5 protein-coding genes are annotated in these 3,093 nt (G+C 69.6%); 2 read left to right on the top strand and 3 right to left on the bottom strand.

The genetic code is table 11. The annotated features are described in order from the left end of the window. Positions 1-377, bottom strand: a 377-nt coding sequence (locus NZ849_RS06220; RefSeq protein ID WP_295405401.1) for an FGGY family carbohydrate kinase, incomplete at its 3' end; no start/stop codon positions are given. Between the two features lie 24 nt (positions 378-401). Here NZ849_RS06220 and NZ849_RS06215 point away from each other — a divergent pair. Further along, entirely contained in the window at positions 402-683 is a 282-nt protein-coding gene (locus tag NZ849_RS06215; protein ID WP_295405399.1) for a PIN domain-containing protein, read from the top strand. A 66-nt stretch (positions 684-749) separates the two neighbouring features. Next, positions 750-1,541, top strand: a complete 792-nt coding sequence (locus tag NZ849_RS06210; RefSeq protein ID WP_295405397.1) for a DUF1385 domain-containing protein — start codon at positions 750-752, stop codon at positions 1,539-1,541. Between the two features lie 303 nt (positions 1,542-1,844). Here the strand turns inward: NZ849_RS06210 and NZ849_RS06205 are convergent, their stop codons facing one another. Together NZ849_RS06205 and NZ849_RS06200 are read right to left on the bottom strand one after the other, a co-directional pair. Further along, a complete protein-coding gene (locus NZ849_RS06205; protein WP_295405395.1) occupies positions 1,845-2,804 on the bottom strand; it encodes a hypothetical protein in 960 nt (319 codons plus the stop codon). 96 nt (positions 2,805-2,900) lie between these two features. Beyond that, positions 2,901-3,093, bottom strand: a 193-nt coding sequence (locus tag NZ849_RS06200) for a bifunctional hydroxymethylpyrimidine kinase/phosphomethylpyrimidine kinase (RefSeq protein ID WP_295405393.1), incomplete at its 5' end; no start/stop codon positions are given.

The raw sequence follows: 3,093 nt of genomic DNA, 5'->3' as shown, positions 1-3,093 counted from the left end.
AGCAGCAGCCGCAGCCAGTCCTTGGGCTGCAAGGCCCAGCGAGCCTTCCGGTAGAGCGCCGGCTCGTGTTTTTTGAGCCAGAGCAGGCTGGACGCGGCCATACCTACCGCCGGGGGGTTGGCCAGCCGGTGCCGCTGAGCCAGGGAGAGGGCCTGCAGGGTGCGCAATTCAGCGGTCGCCCGGCCGTCAGCCCAAAGGATGGCCGGGCGCAGGGGCTCTCCAGCTGCATCTGAGAGCACCACGCCATGCATCTGGCCCGATAGGCCGATGGCCTGTACCCGAGGGGCACAAGCCTCCGCCACCGCCCGGCTGGCCTCACCCACAGCCTGCCACCAAGCCCAGGGATCGGACTCGGCCTGTCCGGGCCCGGGGGCCAAGACGGGGTAAAGCCGGTACAGGGGGTGGAGCGGGCGCCCGAGGCGCGCCGCAGGGCGCTGGAGGGCTGGGTCCAGAGGGTGAAGCGGGGCTTCGCCGGTCGGATCCTACCCCTGGATGGGGAGGTGATGGAAATCTGGGGTCGCCTTACGGGGATATCCCTCCGAGAGGGCCATCCCCTCTCCCCTCTGGATGCCATGCTGGTCGCCACCGCCTTGCGCCACGGGCTCACCCCGGTCACCCGCAACACGGCCCATTTCCGGGGTTTGCCCCTTTCCCTGGAAAACCCCTGGGATGAGAGGGGATAAGGGCCATCCCCTGCTACCCCTCATCCAGGCCCCCGGCCAGGCCGGGGCTTCCGTACAATGGCCCTTATGAGCGAGAACGAGCGTCTGGTGGCTGGTGTGGGCCTTTGGAACGGTGTTCTGCTGATGACGGAGCGGCGCATGGCGCTGGGCTACCGCGCCCCTGGGGGGGAGATCCGGAGCCTGCTCCGGCCCCTGCCGGGCTTCCTGCGCCTGCTGGGTCCCTGGGTCGGGCTCCTCGCCCCCCTCCTCGCCTTCTGGGCCCTGTGGCTGGTCGGCTGGGACCGGAGGGCCTCGCAGGACGAGCGGAGGGAGATGCAGTCCGTCCGGTGGGGCTTCGCGGCCGGCTTCATCCCGAGCCTCTTCCTGATCCAGCATGCGCCTTCCTGGCTGGTTCCCTCCCTGCTCCTCCTCCTGGGGGGCTCCGTCCTGCTCCATCCCCAGCTGCGCCGGGAGGCCTGGAGGGGCATCCAGGAATGGCGGCGCTACCACGGGGCCGAGCACCAGGTGGTGCACGCGGTGCTGCGCGAGGAGGAGGTCAGCGAGGCCTCCGTGGAAAGGCAGGCCGTCCTGAGCCCCTACTGCGGCACCAACCTGTTTGTGTGGGTGCTGCCCCTGATTGCCGCCGGCTCGTGGCTGAGCATCCCGGCCCTGCTCCCGGCGGTCTTCCTGATGGAATGGGCAGCGAAGCGGCAGGAGACCTCGCGGCTGGCCCGGGCCCTGCTGGCCGTCGGAGCCCTGGGCCAGCGGCTGACCGTGGCCCCGAGCGAGCCCCACCACCGGGCGGCGGCCATCGCGGCCTGGGAGGCGCTGGGCCTTGAACAGCCGGGGGGTGGGGCGGCAGTCCCGACCAGACCGTAGTCTGGTCCGTCGGGGAAGAATAGCCCCGCGCCGCCAAAGGCGGCTACCCTGGTGGCCTGCGCTGGCCCTGGATGTATTGCTTGGGCGCCGCGATACACCAAGGTCGTGCAGACCCGCCAGGTGCGCTACAAGCTCCACCCGAGCGGGGCTCAGCTGGAGACCTTGGAAGGGAATCTACCCCTGGGGGCAGGGAGGGGCTGAGTCTGGCCCCGGAGCTGCGAAGCCCGCAGGCAGTGGTCGGGTAGGCCCCTGCACGTGTTGAAAGTTATTTTTTTCACGATTGCTCACTCGTGACATTTCTATCTAAAAACAGGCGGCTGAGCCACACCCCTCCTCCAGCTCCAGCTCAGGCACACACCGCTGCAGCAGCCCCCTCGCCCAGGTGCTGGGTTCACTGTTCCCCGGACCCCTGAGCTCCAGGAGAAGCCAGCCTCCCCCCTCCCCCCTGCCGAGCAGGGCCAGGTGGGCCCCATGCCCCCGCCTGGGCTCGAGCAAAAGCAGGCGACCCTGGTCCGAGAGAATTTTGGCCCAAAGGCCCTCAGCGGCGCGGGGACTGGACAGGCAGACCCTCATCTGCCGGCCCACCTGGAGAATCTCCTCCAGCCCCAGCAGCTCCCGCACGCCCCTGGGAAGGCCGGGGAACAAGGTCCTCGGCTTGAGGCGCCGGCTCAGGGCGGTGAGGGTAAGCTTGCCCCGGCGGGCTATGGGCAGCGCCCTGTCCAGCACGTGCCGGGCCACCGCGACAAACAGCTCTCCATCGGGGTACTCCTCCCGCAGGGCAGCGCGGAGCACCTCGAGGAGCAGGGGCTCCTCGCGGGGCCCCACAGGACGGGAGTCCAGAAGGCGGGCCAGCCTGAAGATGAGGTGATAAGCCCTATCCCGCCCGCCAGCCTGGCGGAACAGCCGCACGGCACGGGCGTAGTGGGCGGCCTCCGCGCCGGGGGAGAGCGCCAGGGCCTGCTCGAGCAGCTCACCCTCCCTCAGGAGCAGGTGGATGTCCTTCTTCCCCAGCCCCAGCCCCTGGCAGTGGCCGTAGCAGTCCCTCAGAAGGCGGTGGTAGTCCGGCCACTCCACAACGCCCCGGGCGAGGGCCAGCCGGAGCACCGCGGGGTGCCTGGCCTCCTCGTAGGCGAAGCGGGCGGGGTCGGCCTGCTGCAGGAGGCCCCGCTGAAGGCTCTCCCGCAGGTCATGCCAGAAGTCCCTCCAGAAGCCGATTTCCTCCATTTCCCTAACGAACTCGCTAATTATGTCAACCACGGTCATACAGGGAGCAGCATAGCCAGCCCGGGAGCAGCGGCCCACGGATTTTCGCGCAGAAAGGGCGGTTCAGCCCTTCCCCATCGCAAAAAACAGCCCAGGCTAGGCCCAGTGGTTGAGGGGGCCATGCCCACGGCCTAGGGGGGGTGCGGTCTTTAGGGCCCGGGTGAGGTAGGCCTTGGCCTGGGCCACCGCCTCCTCCAGGGGCTTCCCCTGGGCCAGGAGGGCGGTGATGGCCGCAGAGAGGGTGCAGCCCGTGCCGTGGGTGTTTCGGGTCCGCACCCGGGGGGCGGAA

Source organism: Meiothermus sp., from assembly GCF_025060375.1.
Lineage (GTDB): Bacteria > Deinococcota > Deinococci > Deinococcales > Thermaceae > Meiothermus.
This window is presented reverse-complemented; position numbering and strand designations above follow the sequence as displayed.